The organism is Sphingobacterium sp. KH_072 (genome assembly GCF_057837975.1).
On sequence record NZ_CM174457.1, the window covers coordinates 14,542 to 32,867 of the forward strand.

The following is an 18,326-nucleotide window of genomic DNA, read 5'->3' on the forward strand; positions in this document are numbered from 1 at the left end:
ATGCAAAGCAAAGATAACATGCTTTTGGGGCTGATATTAGGTCTCATTTTGCCAGTGATTGCACACGTATTGACAAAATATACAGACGTCATTGCTCAGCTAATGCCTCAGAAGCCATTAGGAATGTATGTGCTTGCTTTAACGGGTAATATGATAGCGGCGTGGTACTGCTATCGCAACGACCGCCAGCAGCTTGGAAAAGGCGTTGTATTGGTCACATTCCTTGGCATGCTGTTGGCGGTGATCACGAAAATAGTCGAAATTTAGTTTTTGTGAGCTTAAGACTTCAATGTCTTCACGTCTTTGGTGTCGAATCCTTCGACATCAATGATGTACTTATTGATCGTCAGAAAATCGAACAAAGGCTTTGCATCGGCTGATACCGGCATGTTTGCTGTCGTAATGATGGCGTGATCCTTTCCTTGCAAATAAGGATAGGCATATAGCTTCACATTTTTGCTAAATAAACCCGAGATATACGATAGCAACTCGTTGGTGTAGTTTTCTTTCTGATAATTATCGGAGTTGAAAATGTTCTTTAAGTTGGAGATGTTGGTCGCAATACCAATATTCTTAGGCTTAAACTGATTTAAAAACTCTGCTAAATAGTTGCTTCGTGTGAAGTTGGATAATAGGATGGTATTTCCCGTTGCACACAGCTCTTCTGCACGCTTTGCGAAGTACTCCAAATCCTCATCCGATAAGTTCACTTCTTCATCCAATACATTACTCATCAGTACCTCAATAATAACGACCAGACTTTGATCCGTGGCATTCGTATTTTTCTTGAATTGCTCTACAGCACTGTTGAATAGATCAAAGTTGGGAAGGGATTTCTGGCGGTACTTGGTGCGCAGAATAATGATGTCTTTTTTGTAGAGAAAATCTTTGACTTGAGCGGCTTTCCCATCTACGCGGAAGATGGCTGCTTTAGAAAACCCTTTGGCGATGAGGTAAAGATTAATCAAACGCTCGTTGACCTTTTCAAACACAGGCCCAGAAACCTTTACCAAGTCGATTTCTACCGATCCTGTTGGTAGGTTGTCTACTAAAGATTCGATCAATGTTTGTATATCTTCTCGGTAGTAATAGGCGGCGAAAACTAAGTTGACACCAATAATACCCAATACTTTTTGTTGTAAAGTGTTGTCACTGTCTAGCAAACGGATGTGTATGATGACATCATTTGGCGGGCTATCCACCTCGTGTTGGAAGCGAATACCAATCCATCCATGCGGATCATTTGTTTTACTAAAATTAAGTGTAGTTACCGTATTTGCGAAAGCAAAGAATAAACGTTTGTCGTACTTGTCACCATGTAAACGCTCTTCCAACAGAGCAAACTCACGACAAATCATTTTGGTAAGACGTGTACGGCTCACGTATCTGCCAGATTCTTCGGCGCCATAAATGGCATCGGAGAAGGTCATGTCGTAGGCAGACATCGTCTTTGCGATCGTACCCGAAGCAGCACCCGCTTCAAAGAAGTTCCGGGCTACTTCCTGTCCAGCACCGATTTCGGCAAACGTACCGTAAAACTCGGGTGTCAGGTTTATTTTAAGTGCTTTTCGCTTCGTTTCGTATATTTCTCTACCCATGGCGGCAAAGTTATAAATTCTTCCGCGCTAAATAGATTTAATTCTATATCTAATCTAAGACCTAAAAGAGCCTCTCGTGATGCAAAACGTAGAATAATGCGGAAGTGTGCAGCGCTTGTCCGATGCCATTTTCTAGCAACAGTTTTTTAGCCTCATCGATGGACAGTATTACGACTTCAATATCTTCTGAATCGTCCAGCTGCTGCTCGGCTACTTTACGGCCACCTTTCATTACATACGTATAAGTCAGGTTACCACTCGTTGCTGGATTGGCGTAGAGCTGGCAAATTTCGGTTACCTCGTCGAATTCGTAACCCGTTTCTTCCATCATTTCGCGCCGCGCAGCTACTTCTGGTTCTTCACCATCTTCTACCACGCCAGCTGGAAGTTCTAGTAGCACTTTTTCCGCACCATGGCGATACTGCTGCGCAAAGATGATTTGATTGTCTTCGGTGAAGCCCACCATATTGACCCATTTTGGATATTCTAGGATATAATATTCGTCTTTAACGACGCCATTGGGCAATTGCACCTGGTCGACCCGTAAGGTCGCCCAGGGGCGCTTTATAATGTATTCGGATTGTAGGATCTTCCACGGTTCCGTCATGAGTGCCTTTTTTTAAATTGATCGTTGATATTAATCTTTGACGATATCTGCCATGATGCGCGTTACTTTTTCTTCCAGTTTCACGGATGTCTGATCGTATTGCGCTGCATCTTGCAATGGTGTTTTCACCGAGCAGTAAAATTTGATCTTTGGTTCTGTACCAGAAGGGCGTGCTGAGATCACATCGCCATCGACGGTGATAAATTGCAAGACATCTGATTTAGGAAGATCAATTGCCGAGGTACTACCATCTACCGGCGAAGTAGCTACCGAAGCTTGATAATCACGCACTTCTTTTACCGCGATGCCGCCCAAGCTCGTTGGTAGGTTGGCACGGAGATCAGCCATCATTTGCTGAATCTCTTCTGCTCCGGCTTTGCCTTTTTTCGTTAGGGAAATCAGTTTTTCTTGATAACAGCCGTAGGTCGTGTAAAGTTCCGTCAAGACGTCAAACAAGGATTTGCCTTTGCTTTTGAAATAAGCCGCCATTTCTGCAATAAATGCACAAGAATTGATAGCATCTTTGTCTCGCACTAAGTCGCCAACCAAGAAGCCATAACTCTCTTCTCCGCCAACAAGGTATCTTTCTTGACCTTCTAGCTTGGTCATCACCTCACCAATAAATTTAAAACCAGTCAAGGTTTCTTCCGTTTTTACCGAAAAGCTGGATGCGATATCCGAAATCAAATTAGTGGTTACAATGGTTTTTACCACATAATCATTGTCTTGCAGTTCACCTTTTTCTTTTCTGGCAGATAGCACATAATAGGTCAACAAACTACCAATTTGATTCCCATTGAGCAATTGGATATCGCCAGCATGATTCTTTACTGCTAATCCGACGCGGTCCGCATCTGGATCTGTCGCCATTACAATATCCGCATCGAGCGCTTTGCCTTGCTTCGTAGCCATAGACATGGCTTCTTCTTCCTCTGGATTAGGATAAACGACCGTCGGAAAATCCCCGTTTGGCTCTGCTTGCTCTGCTACGATATGCACGTTTTCAAAACCCCAAGCTTTTAATATTTTTGGTACTAGCGTAATACCTGTACCGTGTATCGGAGAGAAGACGATTTTTAGATCTTTTTGCGCAGCAACGATATCTGGGTTGATGCTCAATGCTTTGTTCGCCTGAATATAGATTTCATCAAAATCTTCTTTCACCAAATGAATATGCGCTGCCTTGCGATCGAACTGGATATCGCGAACGGATTCAATAGCATTGACCTCCTCGATCACATTTTTATCGTGAGGAGCGACCAACTGTCCGCCGTCGTTCCAATACGCTTTATAGCCGTTGTATTCTTTTGGATTGTGCGAAGCTGTCAACATCACGCCAGACTGGCAACCGAAATGCCGAACGGCAAAAGATAGCATCGGGGTAGGGCGCAATTCTTCAAAAAGATACACTTCGATATCATTCGCCGAAAATACATCGGCCACCAAATGACCCAATTTCTGTGAATTGTTGCGGCTATCGTACGATACGGCCACCTTTAGTGCCTGATTCGGAAATTGTTTTTTGAGGTAATTAGCCAATCCTTGCGTCGCTTGGCCAAGGGTGTATTTATTGATCCGGTTGGAGCCGACGCCCATGATGCCGCGAAGACCGCCTGTACCAAATTCAAGTGCTTTGTAAAAAGAATCCACCAATTCTGTCTCCTGATTGGTATCAATCAATTGTTGCACAGCGGCTACAGTTTCAGCATCGTATTCTTCGGTTAACCAGCGATCTACTCGGGTTTGGGTAGCAAGATCAATTATTGACATATATAAATTTTGTTATCGATTTTTATGGACTAAATATAGCCTTTTAATAGCAGATTCGCTAGTTGTGATCGCACTTAGGCGCCACAATCGGCGTAACCGCGATCGAGTATGGTGGCATACCAGTTATTACCAAACTGTTTTACATGAAAAATGAGCGGTATAGGCGTTGTTACGACCACGCGGTAACTATCTTTCTCTGCCATTTCTATTTGTTTGAGGTAATCTGGGGCCAGCTGCACATCTTCAAATTCATTCAGATTAGCTGCGATGGGTTTTAGTAAGTTAGTGGCAGTCGTGAGGTCAACAAACAAGCCCATTTTGTTCCATTTTTCTGTACCACAATCGTACTTCGGTGCTACCTCGTACGTGATTTCATAATCATTTTCTGCACTGGCATAAGGGTAGTAAGATGGCACAGGGCGTTCAAAATCTATTTTAGAAACTGTTTCGAACCAATCCATCGCGCCCGGACGGTGGATAAACATAATTCCTGCTTCAGGGTGAATGTAACTATTTATTTTTTCGTTATCCCGTTCATTGTACGCTTTGATAAATGCGATAACCATGTCCGATACAAAGCGCCGATCACCGGTGTTATTGGCGTTCGGGACGTCTTCGTTCATCAACACACTAGAATCATTGACAGACTCTGATTCTTCTTGCTTTTTTGTGTTGGTGCATGATACACAGATCCATAAGGACGTAAGCAGGAGGAGAAAAAAATTGTTTTGCATAGTTACTTGTTGTTTTTCCGGATGGATTGCTCAATGCTGTCCCACATCTCAGAGGTAATGGCTTCCAATCCATTGAATTGTCCTGCACCTTGTAGCCACTCGCCTCCGTCGATTGTCACGACTTCACCATTAATGTAGCCCGCAAAATCTGATATCAAAAACGCGGCCAAGTTTGCCAATTCTTGATGATCGCCGACACGTTTTAGTGGGACTCTTTTTTCGAAGCTAAACTCATCGGCCAGATCGCCTGGAAGTAATCTCTCCCAAGCGCCTTTTGTCGGGAATGGGCCCGGCGCAATTGCATTATTTCGAATGCCATATTTTCCCCATTCTACCGCAAGAGAACGCGTCAGCGCCAATACTCCACCTTTGGCTACTGCCGAAGGTACTACATAACCAGATCCCGTGAACGCGTAGGTGGTAACGATGTTTAAGATGTTAGCGGCTTGCTTCTTTTCGATCCATTTCTTGCCAAAGGTCAGTGTACAATTGGTTGTGCCTTTCAACACAATATCGATAATGGTCGAAAATGCATTCGCCGACAGGCGCTCCGTTGGAGAAATGAAATTGCCAGCCGCATTATTCAACAGCACATCGACCTGTCCAAATTCTTCTTCGGCTCGTTTCCACAAGTTTTCTACCTCTTCGATTTGCCGAATATCACAGGCAACTGGCAATACCTTTCCACCGGTCTTATCTGAGATCTCTTTAGCCGCTTCTTCTAGCACAGGAAGCTTTCTGCTCGATATAACGACGTTAGCCCCAAGCTCGGAGAAATAAGTTGACATGGCTTTTCCCAAACCACTTCCACCTCCGGTTACGACAATGGTCTTGCCTTGCAGAGCATCATCACGTAGTGCGCCTTGTATATTCATTTTATCTTTTTTTACTGGTTAAATTATCGATTATGGTTTTTAACACGGCGCGAGTTGATGGTTTCCACCATTGTGTCAACATCTCTACAACCGTTTGCTCTTTGTTGGCCTGCATGCTTTGTAAGACTCGTGTTCGCAGGTTTAGCTTGGTGCGTTGCCACGCATTTTTCTCTAGCTGTGTGTATTTTTTGATATGTCGTACCGCGCTACGCTGAATTTTATCGAGCGCCACGACCTCATCTACCAAGCCGACCTGAAGTGCCTCTTGTGGAGAAAGGAGTTTGCCTTCTAATAGAAAGCGGTACGCTTGTGCTTCACCAATCCAAAAACTATACAGATCAAAAATTCCATGCGGCACAATAATGCCTACAGGAACTTCATTCAATCCGATAATGTATTCGCCTTCTGCCATCACACGTGCATCCGCCGCAATCGCGAGAACACAGCCTCCGGCTGGACTATGACCAGAAACTGCAGCAACAAATGGCTTCGGAAATGCCGTGAGCGTGTACAAAAGATCAATAAACGCATGCCAGAATGTTTCCATTTGCCGCTCATCGTATTCGTACAAGGTAATCAGATCGAGCCCCGAGGTGAAGAACCCTTCGTGCCCGGTGATGACAACACCTTCAATCGCTGGATCTTTTTCTGCGTCGGCAAATACAACTTGTATTTCCTGAATCATTTCCAAGTGCATCGCATTGCTCTTGCCACGATGCAGGATCACGTGCAGCACATGGTCGTCTATATGGGTTTTCAAAAATTCGCTCATGTTTATAATCTAATGGTTTTTGTATTTGATTAACAAGTAAGTGGGCCGATTGATTGCAGGTATTTAGTTTTCTTTGCCTACCGGAATATCCAACACTTTCCGGCCGATTCTACCGCTCACATCAATACCTTCTAGTATGATGCGGTACGTGCCCGGCTCATCACTCGTGTAAAAGTCAAAGCTCGCTTTCCCATGCTCATCTGTTGCCACAAATGGCGCCCAATGTATCGTAGTTCGCAGGTCGTTAGCGAAAGTCTGAGCTGACTCGACCTCGTAGGCCGGTCGGTAGAATTCTTTTGCTTCCGAAATACCTTTGACCGTGAAGGACAAAATTCCTTTAGGCACATAATTGATCCGGCCTTCTGATCCAATCTTTGTGGTGATTACGATTACGCCATTACCACCGAAGGAGCCGTAAATAGACGTATAATTAATGTTTCGTAAAACCTCTATACTAGCAATATCCATGACGGGGATGGTCGATATCATCTCCGGCTCTACGTACATGCCGTCAAGGACAATTTGCATCGGTCCTCCGCTGCGCGTGCTATATGGGATGCCTCCTTGAAAACGCACACCAACTAATCGACCATTTAACGCCATATCTATCGTGGCAAAATTCTGCAACTCTTCCCAAGTTATAATCTGGTCGGCATTTCCAGCGCCGTTTAGATTACGCGAGTGCTCGGGCGCTTTTTCGACTTTGCGCGTTACCACGACTTGGGCAATATCGATGGTGTTGGGCATCAAACCTTTTTCTTCCAGTTCGCGAAAGAATTGTTTGGAAGCCAATAGTTCGTCCAGATATAAGCTGTTTAAATCGTTCTGCCCGCCAGTGGCAGCTTGGATTTCCGGTGGTTCGGGCAAGTCTAAAACGATGTCGATATTGTTTTTTCCTTTTTGATCCTTCGCAGAAATTAGGAACTTAGCGCTATCTGGGAAAAGTAAATCTTTGAAGTGAAAAAACCCTTCTTCGGAGCTCAGCGTATCGATGAAATTGGTGTAATTGTCAGTCGATATCAGCTGCACTTCAGATAAAGGAGCAGCGGCCTTTCTCCCCAGCTTCTTGGTGAATCCTTTAATAGATAAACCCTCCTCGGCTTCAAAAGCCTTGACCGTGTCGACCGCTTGCGGATCTTCTGACCAGTCGTATTTTCGCCAACCTTGTGTCAAAAGTAATTTATCCAGATCAATAAGCTTTTCTGCGGGATTTTCCGACGAAAAGTAATAGCCGGGCGATTCTACATAACCTTGTAGATCTGCTTCAAGTAACAAGGCGCTGTAGATATTGGCTTGCAGATCTGTGGTGTCTTGTACTTTGGCTAGATTGACGACGGAGGCTGATAAAGATGCTAAAAGTGTTGTATCTGTTGGTAGACCCACTGCTGTATTTATGGTAACTTTTTCACGGGCGCCAACGCGATTATTTGGCGCAGTGACCTGTAATGGCATAAAATCGGCTGCTTGCCACAGAAATATTGGTCTTTCAAATAAGGGTTTGAAACCAGCATCTAATACCGAAATGGTAATGACCCCAGAAGGCAGCGTTTCTTTATCCATACTGAACACAAGGTTTTGGCGATTCATTTTCTGGCGTGAAGCGTAAAATGTGCTGCCCAGATGGTGCAAAATTAAATAAACGGGTTCTTCCGAGAGCAGATCATCGGAGATGTTCATCTGTGCAAAAAGCTTGGTCGGATTTTGGTTGTTCACCATAAACGACATACCACTGGATTCGATGCTAGGGGTCGCAATCTGCAGAACGTCTTCTCCTTCAATTAGTGCACGAAAGGTGTAACTTTCATTGTGGGAGGGCAAAAAGGCAACGCTTCCCATGCCTAAGTGATTGGTTTCGCCAGCTCCAATAACCTCTTGTTTGGCATCAACGATTTCTACTTTCGCTTTCACGCCAAGGCCATCTGAACGGATGGCCTTGATGCCGATATTGTTTAACGTGCCGGCCAGAATCCGACCGCCTTCCGGAAGTAATTGTACGCTGCTTCGCGGTTTTATGGATGCAGTATGTATTACTTTGGAAACAGGGCGCTCATCTAGGTTTGTAAAGGAGAGCTGAATATTTTTGTCTTTGTTTTTTTCGGTGACCTTGATTAATACTAATCCTTGCTCATCGGTACGGTCACTGCCTTTTAGTATGATTTTGTCGCCTTCCATGACTTGGTAGCGCACCGTGGTTTTTGGGAGCGGATTTCCGTTCAGTGTTTTCAGTTCTACTGCGATGAATGAATCTTTGCCATCCGACCGCAGGGAGGTATGCGTTACGGTATTATCTGTTCTACCATTGGTGATGGAAAGAAACTTTTCGAAGTAAGAATCTGTTGAGAAGTTGCGCATCCAATTGGTGTATGCGCGCAAGCGATAAGTTCCCTCCACCACGGTATCCGCTAAGGTCAAGCCGCCAGATCCTAAACCCAGACCCAATTGAATGCGCTGATCGGCCACAATACGATTTTGTGGGTCGATCAGTTCTATATAATTGATGCCGCTTAGTGCCGAAAGCATATTGGTAATGCCAAGGGTATTGTAGGTTTTATACCAAATGGTTTCTCCAGCGGTATAATTATGCCGATCCGTATGGATGTATATTTTTTCTTGTTGATTATTGGCATAATCATCGCGCGAAGAGCTGATGCGATCTTCAATATTTTGTGCATGAAGCACAGCGGTACAAAAAAAAGCAACGTAAAAGCATAATCGTTTAAACATAATAATTGGGTGTCGAGATAGCAAATTACGAAAATTTCGTTGTCTGACCAATATTAAGTTTGTCGCATCTATTGTTAAGAATTTGTAGCAAATTTCAACTAATTGAGAGGCGGCACGTGTCTATACCACTTGCCGGGTTACGAAATTCAGGTAATAGTATCTTCAGCACCAGGGAATGCCGAGCCGACGCTTTATTCCTTATCATTTCTCGTTGCCTAATCCGTTTGTACCACCAAAAGCATTTTTAGACGAAACTGTTCATAAGCGATTCTCAGTGGGATTAGCGCGTGAACTCACCTCGAGTTTGTAGACAAAAATTGACAAAAAACAATTTGCAATTTTCACATGACGTCATGTGATTTGAGTTTTTGCCTGTTATTTATATATTTGCGGCCGCTGTAATTTTCCCATCTACTAAGGCAAAATGTTATTCAAATCTGCCAACTGCTGTTTACAGTGCATACGATAAACATATATAATACGATCACCCACTATGAAAAAGTACATACCACCAATAATAGAAGTTGTAGAAATTCTGGTAGAAGAGTCATTCGCCGCTGGTTCTGTTGGCACAGTATCTCCTGTCGAGAACGGCGCCTTTGTTCAAGATGAATATAACTCAGTAGAGCAACCATTTGACGTTAACTGGTAAGTAAAGCATAAAATGATGTCAAAAAAAATTAGATCAAGATTTTCATACGTATTCGCGTGTGTATCTTTCGCAGCGCTTACTGTGGCTTGTTCTTCCGATAAAAACGAGACGTTTGGAGATGATAACGTAACACTAAAGGTTTCTGTAGCGGGAGACGAGGTAGACAATGTCGAAAACACATTCAATCGGGCTGCCACCAAAAATGGGGGTCAACAGGTAGATACCGATAAAAAGGTGATGGAAGAATTTGAATTGGATCAGGATTTCTATATTTCTTCCGAACTCACAGTAGACCCAGCTTCGTTTATTCCTCCTTCTGCAAGTGCAAAGAATGGTGCAAAGGCTGAAATCGTCAGAAACCCGATACAGAGACAGATCGTTTTTAGAATGGTGGTGTATGATGCGTCGGGAAATTATGTGACTGACAAGATCTACAATATTGCTGCCAGCGGTGCTGTGACGGCTGCTAATGGCCAAGATTTAACGCTGCCTAGTGATCGATATTCTTTCATAGCGTATTCGTACAATACCAATACGGCACCTAATGAATCCTTACAATCGACAACTATAAATAGTTCGTTGCCTATTAATCCTGCCACTAATCCTCAATTTATGATGTATAGTTCTGGATTAATTACAGTATCTCCTACGCAGACGACAAACCTAAATATCGTTTTTAAGTACAAATTTACACCAGTGAGAGTCGTTGTGGATGCCTCCAGAACCAATGGTTACCAAATAACCAGTATCGGTAATACCACCTTGGCTTCAACACGAAGTGGTGCGCAAATAAACTTGGCTTCTCAGCAGGTTACATTTAGTGGTGGTACATCGTCGACGACAATCACTTTTCCGCAATCGGAGTTAAATAAAGACGTATCGACAAGTAATCTGTTTTGGATGGCAACCGACCAAGGAAATGGGGTCTTAACTGTAAACTCATTAACCATCGGGCCATTAAGCAGGACAACTGCATTGACGCTTAATAATGTAGAATTGAGACCCGGTTTTGGCTATTTTCTAAGATTGCGAATTCTTCCTACAGATCGCTTTGAAACCTTTGGCGGCCAAGATGCGGCGCTGATTGGCGGACGCTACTGGATGAGAAGAAACTTGGGAGCACCAACTAATGTGGATCCTGATAATCCACCGTCAGGCAACTTTCAATCTCTTTTTGGGAACTATTATCAATGGGGCCGTCCTGCTGTTAGAGCAACACCAACAACAGGAGCTACAGCTACAGATAACACGGTATGGACCACACGGGCAACAAATGGTGCGTGGAATAGTGGTACTTTGAATAGTCCAACAAAAGTAACTGCAAATGATCCATGTCCTGCCGGTTGGCGAATCCCGACCAGAGTAGAGTTTCAAGAGTTAATTGATAATACCACACAGTTGCAGGCAGACAACAATGGCACCAACTGGGCAGCATCAAATACAAGATACACCAGTGCAAAAGTTTTTAGAAGCCGTAGAGATAGAGATGTCATGCTTACCCTTCCTGCAGCAGGTAATTATGTGCCTGAAAGTAGAAATTTAGCTTCACGAGGTAACGCAGGAGCATACTGGACATCTACTGAGGATCCAAGCAGTGGAACTAATGCCTTTAGAATGCTTATTACGCAGCCTGACGGAGCTGCATCTATCGGTGTAGGAACCAACAATAGAAACTTCGGCGTGTCGATCCGCTGCGTGCAACAATAAAATATTGCCAGTGAAATTACCTGTGTTTTAACGCGGTGATTATGCTTTAAAACTTTTATTGCATTTAAATACAAGCATGCCAGTCTCTTAATACGGACTGGCATTCTTTATTTCTGACGATCAGCTCCGCCAGTTTTAGTAGCACCTAGGGAAACGGAACAGGGTAGATGAAATAAATTTCTGTTATTTCTTTAATTATTTCTATTGGGCTTTTATATACTTGCTAGATGAATGTAATTATGTGCTGAATTTCAATCAACTACGTTTATTTACTTGATATTTACTAAGAGTTGTTTTTTGGTGTTGTCGGGTAAGTGCGTATCCTCGGACGTCCAATTTTGGTGATTACGATAGTCGTAAAACGTTCGTTTTGTGAGACGACTCTGTGATTTCGCAAATTATATTGATAATATAATTTGCATCTACTAAATAACAATCGTAATATTACGATATGGGGCTTACACGATCTGAAATATTTACTGACGAGCAGAATTTGCTTGCGAGCTTGCTTAAAGCAATGGCTCATCCGGCAAGAATTGCAATCCTACAAAGGATCATTCTATCAAATACCTGTATCTGTGGAGATTTGGTAGGTGAACTTGGATTGGCACAAGCAACTATTTCCCAGCACCTAAAAGAGCTTAAATCAGCTGGCCTGATACAGGGCACTATTGAGGGAGTGAGTGTCTGTTACTGCATCAATCCCAAAGTATGGAAACTACTGGAAAATAGGCTGGGAGAATTTCTGGGTTCGTATAAGGGTGCAACTGAATGTTGTTAACTTTTTTTGCCATCATTAATCGTAAAATTGCAATAATACTATATAATATGAAAATATCGGAAGTAAAGTCAATCCTTTCCAATGCAGAAGGCGTCAATTTTAAATTAGAAAGCGGACAATTTGTCCCTGAACACTTTCATGTAACTGAGGTAGGGGTCATAACCAAGGATTTTATTGATTGTGGCGGAATCGTTCGTCATGAAAGGATAGCTAACTTTCAGCTTTGGGATGCGGACGATTATGAGCATCGTTTAAAACCAGGAAAATTAATGGATATTATCTCACTATCAGAAAAGGTTTTGGGCATGGATGATCTGGACGTAGAGGTTGAATACCAATCAGAAACGATCGGAAAATATGATTTGGGATTTGATGGCAAAGATTTTCTTTTGCTATCTAAAAAGACAGCCTGTTTGGCGCTGGATAAATGCAATGTTCCTTCTGATAAACAAAAAGTTAAATTGGTAAACCTTGCTTCAGGTAGTTCAGCATGTATTCCTGGCGGTGACTGTTGTTAAGATTTTTATTATGAAAAAAGTGTTGGTTCTTTGTACAGGCAATAGTTGCCGCAGTCAGATTGCAGAAGGTTACCTCAGGTATTTTGCTACCGGTAAAGCGCTTATTTATAGTGCAGGAATTGAGACCCATGGTGTCAATCCCAAAGCCGTCGAAGTTATGAAGGAGGAAGGGATAGATCTCTCTGGTCATACCTCCAATCACATTGATGAGTACAGGAATGTTGATTTCGATTATGTTATAACGGTCTGTGATCATGCCAAGGAGAGCTGTCCGTACTTCCCGACGAGTGCACAAAAATTCCATTATAACTTTCCTGATCCCGCCAAAGCACATGGTTCAGAGGAAGAAATAATACACCAATTCAGAGCAGTTCGCCAGTCGATCAGAGATTACTGCTCGGATTTTTTTAGCAAAAACCTGGCTTAGTAGTTTACAAGGTCTTTATAGATAAGCATATGTCAGTAACGAATTGCGCTCCTGTAGCGACGAGAAAGAAATTAGGATTTTTCGATAGATACCTCACTCTATGGATCTTCATTGCTATGGCACTGGGTGTGTCCATAGGCATCTTTGTTCCTTCATCCTCGTCATTTATAGGATCGTTTTCCAATGGTACAACTAACATCCCGCTGGCCATTGGTTTAATCCTGATGATGTATCCTCCCCTTGCCAAGGTTAAGTATGAGAATATAGGTAAGGTCTTTAAAGATGTACGTGTACTCAGCGTATCTCTTGTGCTCAATTGGATAGTAGGCCCACTACTGATGTTCTTTCTTGCTATTACCTTTTTACATGACGACCCTGAATATATGGTAGGTCTTATTCTTATCGGTCTGGCGAGATGTATCGCTATGGTGGTGGTGTGGAATGAGCTCGCTGAAGGGAACAGGGAATATGCTGCCGGATTAATCGCGCTTAATAGCCTATTCCAAGTACTGTTGTACGGAGTCTTTGCCTATATTTTCATTTCGCTACTTCCTCCATATTTCGGGGTGCAAGGATTAGAGATTGATATTACCGTTGCTGAAATTGCGACTAGTGTTGGAATATATCTGGGTATTCCTTTCTCTATGGGGATACTAAGTAGATATGCTCTAATTAAATTAAAAGGAAAAAAGTGGTTTGAAGATAAGTTTATACCGGCTGTATCTCCCTTGACCTTAGTAGCACTGCTCTTTACGATCATCATTATGTTTAGCATAAAAGGTGAACTGATCGTTCAGATCCCGATGGATGTGTTGCGTATCGCTATTCCCCTAATCCTATACTTCTGCATCATGTTTGTTATCAGCTTTTTTGCTGGGCGTTATTTTGGAGCAGATTACTCTAAGAGTACTTCGATCGCTTTTACTGCTACTGGAAATAATTTCGAACTAGCTATTGCTGTAGCTATCGGCGTATTCGGAATAAATTCCGGCCAAGCATTTGCAGGTGTTATAGGTCCTTTGGTAGAAGTTCCTGCACTGATTGCCCTTGTTAATCTGGCATTCTGGTTTAGAAAGAGATATTACGGTGCATCGACCTTATCTGAGGAATCTAAGGATTGATAAAAAACGACTCATTTGAAAATCGCTTTCTTTTCTGATATCCATGCAAACCTACATGCTTTTAAGGCTATGCTAGAAGATTTGGATGGCCAGAGGCCGGATACTGCTTATTGTCTGGGCGATCTAGTAGGATATCACATCTATCCGAATGAGGTTATCGGTGAAATACGCAGACGGGGTATTGCTACGCTAAAGGGAAACCATGATGAAAAAGTAGATGACATAATCACAAAACCGGAATCTTTGAATGAGACTGGTGAGAACTATGCATATCACCTAATAAGCGAAGATAATCGAGACTATCTAAAAAAACTTCCAGCCCTCATAAATATTGGGTTTACATTTCAAGAAGTGACTTTCAAGATTGCTTTGGCTCATGGAAGTACAAGACGTATCGATGAGTATATTCTGATTGATACTGATGAAAATTATGTGCTGGAACTATTATATTTCCCAAGCTTTTTAGTGGACGATGTTTACCATAAATCAATTTTAAACAATGCCCGAAAACTATATGAATTAAGGACGAAATGGGAATTAGGCGCTATTAAAACTAAAAATCTGAAACCATTTAGATACTATCTGCCAGTTACCTATCTTTACAGAATGAATATTCTAATCGTTGGATCGGGCGGAAGAGAGTCTGCTCTTGCCTATAAGATCTCCCAAAGCACGAAGTTAAGTCAGTTGTTTATTGCTCCAGGAAATGCCGGAACAACGCAATATGGTCAAAATGTACCGTTAAAAGTCACTGACTTTGATGGCATAGCTGCATTTGCTTTGGAAAACGACATCACAATGGTAATTGTTGGACCAGAAGAGCCTTTGGTAAAAGGTATTCATGATTACTTTCTCGCGAGAGAAGATTTAAAACATATTCCAGTTATTGGCCCGCAGCAGCAGGGAGCGCAACTCGAAGGTTCGAAAGATTTTTCCAAGCAATTTATGGCGCGCCACAATATTCCAACGGCAGCATCTCGCTCTTTTGACAAGAGTACGTTGGCCGATGGATTAACGTATTTAGAATATCAATCTTTACCTATCGTATTGAAGGCAGATGGCTTGGCGGCTGGTAAAGGCGTATTGATTTGTGAAACATTGGAGGATGCCAAGGCAGAATTGACCGCCATGCTAGCAGATGCTAAATTTGGTGAGGCAAGTAGTACGGTCGTGATCGAAGAATTCTTAAGCGGAATTGAACTTTCGGTATTTGTGTTGACGGATGGTGAATCTTATAAGGTATTGCCATCAGCAAAAGATTATAAAAGAATCGGCGAAGGCGATACTGGCCTTAATACCGGCGGTATGGGATCGATTTCTCCAGTTCCTTTTGCAGACGAGGCATTCCTAAGTAAAGTAGAAGAGCGTGTGATCAAGCCGACAATCGACGGGTTGAAAAAAGATGGAATTCCGTACAAAGGATTTATTTTTATTGGATTGATGAACATGGCCGGTGATCCTTATGTGATTGAATACAACGTGCGATTGGGTGATCCAGAAACAGAATCTGTATTGCCGCGTATCGAATCGGATTTGTTGGACCTGTTTTCTGGCGTTGCCGAAGGCAATCTAGCAGAGCGTTCGTTTTCGGTCAGTCCTAAAACAGCTGTTACCGTAATGATGGTTTCGGGTGGTTACCCAGGTGATTATGAATCTGGGAAAGTGATCTCCAATATCGAAAACGTTAAAGAGTCGATTGTATTCCACGCAGGTACTGGCATGAACGAACATGGTCAGGTCGTGACTGCTGGCGGACGTGTAATTGCGGTGACTACCTTGCAAGATGATCTATTTTCTGCCTTACAGCAAGCAACAGCAGATGCCGGACGTATTTTTTACGAAGGAAAATACTTCCGTACAGACATCGGATTTGATATAATTTAAATAAAATATTCTCACTATTAGTGAGTTACTTTTTTGGGGTGGTTTTTATTTTGGCAAATTCAAGAAAGCCCTTATATTTGCAACACCAAAAAGGCATGGCCCGTTCGTCTAGGGGTTAGGACGCCAGATTTTCATTCTGGTAACAGGGGTTCGATTCCCCTACGGGCTACCAACCGAAAGGTTAAAATCATACAAAAGCTTGCAAATTTATTTGCAAGCTTTTGTCGTTTTTGGCTTTTTTTGAACGCTAAGGGTATACTTCAAACATGGATGTTTTATTGATAGTCAGTTTTAAAATGAGTAGTTGCGCGGCATGTTGCCTTGTTTTTGATGCCACATAAGTGATCCTTTATAAGCATCTGCCGCTTGGCGATCTATGCTGTTAACGCTTGTTTTCTTGTTTTCGCCGAAAATTCACCGATAAATTCACCGATAATTTGGTAATCATTTAAAAGATGCACACATTTGCGGTGTACTATTATACTAATACACTAAATCTGATAATATGATTAACCTAAAAAATGTTTGTTATCACTACCGGAAGGGTGTTCCCATATTGGAAAATATAACGACGCAGCTGAAGCCAGGGCATATCTATGGATTGCTGGGGTTGAACGGTGTTGGTAAAACAACCTTGCTAAAGAACATCGGTGGCTTGCTATTTCCTAGAGCGGGAGATATTGAGATCGGTCGTTTTCATCCTAGTCAGCGAGAAGTCGATTTCCTATCCGACATTTACTTCGTGACCGATCAGGCAGAGTTACCGGATTGGAAGATTCGCCAGTTCGAACAGGTTTATGGCGCATTGTATCCCAAGTTTGATGCAAAATACTTTGATACGTTGCTCGAAACTTTCCAGATTGATGCACGGAAAAATATAAAAAGTCTTTCGTTCGGTCAGGTAAAAAAAGTAAATATCGCTTTCGCTCTCTCGACTAATGCCAACATCATTTTGATGGACGAGCCCACCAATGGACTGGACATTCCTTCGAAAACACAATTTCGCAAAATTATCGCCAGGTATGTCACCGACGAACGTATTTTGATTATCTCTACGCATCAAATCCGCGACATTCATCATCTTATCGATCATTTGCTCGTGCTCAATCATAGTAAACTGATTTTAGATCAGAGCATCAACGCACTTCAAGATAGCTTCTACATATCGAATAAACCGAGTGATGCAGAAGGCGCAATCTATTCCGAACAAAGTATGCACGGTACCTTGAGTTTGATCGAAAACCTGCGTAATGAAGAGAGCCAATTTGATATTGAATTTTTCTTCAATGCGTTATCTGCCGATCCTAGTTTAGTAAACCGCGTAAAACCAACTAAAGCCAACGTGTAAGATGAAAAACATAAATATAAAAAGATTAAAGACGACCTTAACCGAATATTGGTTACTTAATAAAAGTAAGCTCATCAGCATTCCGGTGGTGGTCGTGGTATTGTATATCTTGGCGATGTTTTGGTATGGCACACCGCTTTTCAACCAAGTATTCTTCCGCACATATCCAGATAGTAACGCTTTTGCCGAGATGCTGGCAAATTACAATGGTCGGCAGAACAAAGAGCTCATACTTTTTACGATACCGTTGTACATCATACTTTGTACTATTCCTTATTTCAAGCTCTTAACCAAAACGGTGTACGGCACGATGACGCCGGTAAGCCGTGGCGAGCGCATGGTCACGTTGTGGGCAGGAAATCTGGCGATCATTTTCGGAATCCTACTTTCCTTCTTTATCATCGATTTGACGTTTACGACAATCATGAAGTCAATGTATTTGGATGATGTGATCGCCTATAGAGAAAGTGTAGGAGACCTATTCTATACATTTGAAAATAGAACATACTTCGCCACTTCCGAACGAGAGATTTACACCGTGGTCTCGATTCTGTCATTGAGTTTTGCCTGTTTGTATCAACTGTCAACCCTGTTTTTCCGCAAATACAGTATTCCGCTTTTTGCGCTGATGTTACTTGGATTCTTTTACGTGGCGTTTAAAGTGTTTGAAGCGTTGTACCGAGATGTCAATTACCGTTTTGATACCTCAGAGATTTCGTTTAACGCGATGGTTGTATTATTTAGCATCGTAGCTATTGGTGTGGTCGTTACCACCTATTTCAAACTTAGAGAAAAGGAGATTTATTAA

The 18,326-nt window shown here is 42.4% G+C and carries 17 protein-coding genes, 1 tRNA gene and 1 pseudogene; 12 read left to right on the forward strand and 7 right to left on the reverse strand.

The genetic code is table 11. The features are described 5' to 3' along the window. Positions 1-267: a hypothetical protein gene (locus AC3IRT_RS00075; protein WP_489394526.1), complete on the forward strand. Its 267-nt coding sequence runs from the start codon at positions 1-3 to the stop codon at positions 265-267. Between the two features lie 11 nt (positions 268-278). Here AC3IRT_RS00075 and AC3IRT_RS00080 read toward each other — a convergent pair whose 3' ends face one another. From AC3IRT_RS00080 to AC3IRT_RS00110, 7 genes are all read right to left on the reverse strand, one after another. Further along, positions 279-1,598 carry a nicotinamide mononucleotide adenylyltransferase gene (locus tag AC3IRT_RS00080; RefSeq protein WP_489394527.1) on the reverse strand — a complete coding sequence of 440 codons (1,320 nt, stop codon included), beginning with the start codon at positions 1,596-1,598 and terminating at the stop codon, positions 279-281. A 61-nt stretch (positions 1,599-1,659) separates the two neighbouring features. Then, positions 1,660-2,205, reverse strand: coding sequence for an NUDIX hydrolase (locus AC3IRT_RS00085; RefSeq protein ID WP_489394528.1), 546 nt, complete (start codon positions 2,203-2,205; stop codon positions 1,660-1,662). Between the two features lie 30 nt (positions 2,206-2,235). Beyond that, on the reverse strand, positions 2,236-3,975 hold the full coding sequence (locus tag AC3IRT_RS00090; RefSeq protein ID WP_489394529.1) for a phospho-sugar mutase: 1,740 nt from the start codon (positions 3,973-3,975) through the stop codon (positions 2,236-2,238). 74 nt (positions 3,976-4,049) lie between these two features. Beyond that, positions 4,050-4,709: a hypothetical protein gene (locus AC3IRT_RS00095; RefSeq protein ID WP_489394530.1), complete on the reverse strand. Its 660-nt coding sequence runs from the start codon at positions 4,707-4,709 to the stop codon at positions 4,050-4,052. Positions 4,710-4,711: 2 nt separating this feature from the next. Continuing rightward, positions 4,712-5,584 (reverse strand): SDR family oxidoreductase, encoded by an 873-nt coding sequence (locus AC3IRT_RS00100; protein ID WP_489394531.1) that lies wholly within the window; start codon positions 5,582-5,584, stop codon positions 4,712-4,714. 1 nt (position 5,585) lies between these two features. Continuing rightward, positions 5,586-6,356, reverse strand: a complete 771-nt coding sequence (locus AC3IRT_RS00105; RefSeq protein WP_489394532.1) for an enoyl-CoA hydratase/isomerase family protein — start codon at positions 6,354-6,356, stop codon at positions 5,586-5,588. Positions 6,357-6,419: 63 nt separating this feature from the next. Beyond that, entirely contained in the window at positions 6,420-9,080 is a 2,661-nt protein-coding gene (locus AC3IRT_RS00110; RefSeq protein WP_489394533.1) for a TonB-dependent receptor plug domain-containing protein, read from the reverse strand. Positions 9,081-9,573: 493 nt separating this feature from the next. On the opposite strand from AC3IRT_RS00110, the gene AC3IRT_RS00115 reads away from it, so the two are divergent. The 11 genes and pseudogenes from AC3IRT_RS00115 to AC3IRT_RS00165 all read left to right on the forward strand — a co-directional run bounded on the left by AC3IRT_RS00115 (position 9,574) and on the right by AC3IRT_RS00165 (position 18,326). Further along, positions 9,574-9,732, forward strand: coding sequence for a hypothetical protein (locus tag AC3IRT_RS00115; protein WP_489394534.1), 159 nt, complete (start codon positions 9,574-9,576; stop codon positions 9,730-9,732). 81 nt (positions 9,733-9,813) lie between these two features. Continuing rightward, complete coding sequence (locus AC3IRT_RS00120; protein WP_489394535.1) at positions 9,814-11,439, forward strand: FISUMP domain-containing protein; 1,626 nt, start codon at positions 9,814-9,816, stop codon at positions 11,437-11,439. Between the two features lie 451 nt (positions 11,440-11,890). Continuing rightward, a complete protein-coding gene (locus tag AC3IRT_RS00125) occupies positions 11,891-12,220 on the forward strand; it encodes an ArsR/SmtB family transcription factor (RefSeq protein WP_489394536.1) in 330 nt (109 codons plus the stop codon). Between the two features lie 47 nt (positions 12,221-12,267). Then, positions 12,268-12,738, forward strand: a complete 471-nt coding sequence (locus tag AC3IRT_RS00130) for a DUF6428 family protein (protein WP_489394537.1) — start codon at positions 12,268-12,270, stop codon at positions 12,736-12,738. Positions 12,739-12,748: 10 nt separating this feature from the next. After that, positions 12,749-13,165 carry an arsenate reductase ArsC gene (locus tag AC3IRT_RS00135; RefSeq protein ID WP_489394538.1) on the forward strand — a complete coding sequence of 139 codons (417 nt, stop codon included), beginning with the start codon at positions 12,749-12,751 and terminating at the stop codon, positions 13,163-13,165. A gap of 29 nt (positions 13,166-13,194) precedes the next feature. Beyond that, a complete protein-coding gene (gene arsB, locus AC3IRT_RS00140) occupies positions 13,195-14,286 on the forward strand; it encodes an ACR3 family arsenite efflux transporter (protein ID WP_489394539.1) in 1,092 nt (363 codons plus the stop codon). A 15-nt stretch (positions 14,287-14,301) separates the two neighbouring features. After that, a pseudogene (locus AC3IRT_RS00145) lies at positions 14,302-14,664 on the forward strand (metallophosphoesterase family protein); the annotation flags it as partial. Between the two features lie 228 nt (positions 14,665-14,892). Further along, positions 14,893-16,170 (forward strand): phosphoribosylamine--glycine ligase, encoded by a 1,278-nt coding sequence (gene purD / locus AC3IRT_RS00150; RefSeq protein ID WP_489396150.1) that lies wholly within the window; start codon positions 14,893-14,895, stop codon positions 16,168-16,170. Positions 16,171-16,267: 97 nt separating this feature from the next. Then, a tRNA-Glu gene (locus AC3IRT_RS00155) sits at positions 16,268-16,342 on the forward strand. A gap of 333 nt (positions 16,343-16,675) precedes the next feature. Then, positions 16,676-17,518 carry an ABC transporter ATP-binding protein gene (locus AC3IRT_RS00160; protein ID WP_489394540.1) on the forward strand — a complete coding sequence of 281 codons (843 nt, stop codon included), beginning with the start codon at positions 16,676-16,678 and terminating at the stop codon, positions 17,516-17,518. A 1-nt stretch (position 17,519) separates the two neighbouring features. Continuing rightward, complete coding sequence (locus AC3IRT_RS00165; protein WP_489394541.1) at positions 17,520-18,326, forward strand: hypothetical protein; 807 nt, start codon at positions 17,520-17,522, stop codon at positions 18,324-18,326.